Origin of the sequence: Streptomyces regalis, assembly GCF_001509475.1 — a bacterium.
GTDB classification, from domain to species: Bacteria; Actinomycetota; Actinomycetes; order Streptomycetales; family Streptomycetaceae; genus Streptomyces; species Streptomyces regalis.
In genome coordinates this window covers 1-343 of record NZ_LLZG01000269.1, presented here as the reverse complement: position 1 = coordinate 343, position 343 = coordinate 1, and the positions used below count along the sequence as shown (strand labels likewise).

The following is a 343-nucleotide window of genomic DNA, read 5'->3' as shown; positions in this document are numbered from 1 at the left end:
AGGCTGAGCGGTACACGGCCGGTCAGTTCGGCCATCGGGTCGGCGACGGACGTGGCCAGGACGAGGGGTTCGGTGGGGATGCAGTTGCGGCGGCCGAGGTAGGGGGCCCAGCGGGGGTGTTCGAGGTGGTGGGCGATGCGTTCCAGCAGGGGTGTGGGGCCGGTGACGGCGATGGTGAAGACTGCGTCGGCGAGGTAGTGGCGGGGGGGGGAGGGGGGGGGGGGGGGGTTGGGGGGGGGCGGGGCGCCGTCGGGTTGGGTGGTGGCGTAGCCGTGGGCGATGCGGGGTGCGGTGGCGATCAGGTGTTCCAAGGTTTCTGCGGGGGCGGTGGGGGGGGGGGTGG

1 protein-coding gene is annotated in these 343 nt (G+C 74.3%); it reads right to left on the bottom strand.

From position 1 onward, the window contains the following. Positions 1-311 (bottom strand): type I-E CRISPR-associated protein Cas5/CasD (locus ADL12_RS57790; RefSeq protein WP_279617166.1); only part of this gene is annotated, 311 nt, incomplete at its 3' end. Positions 312-343: the final 32 nt, after the last annotated feature.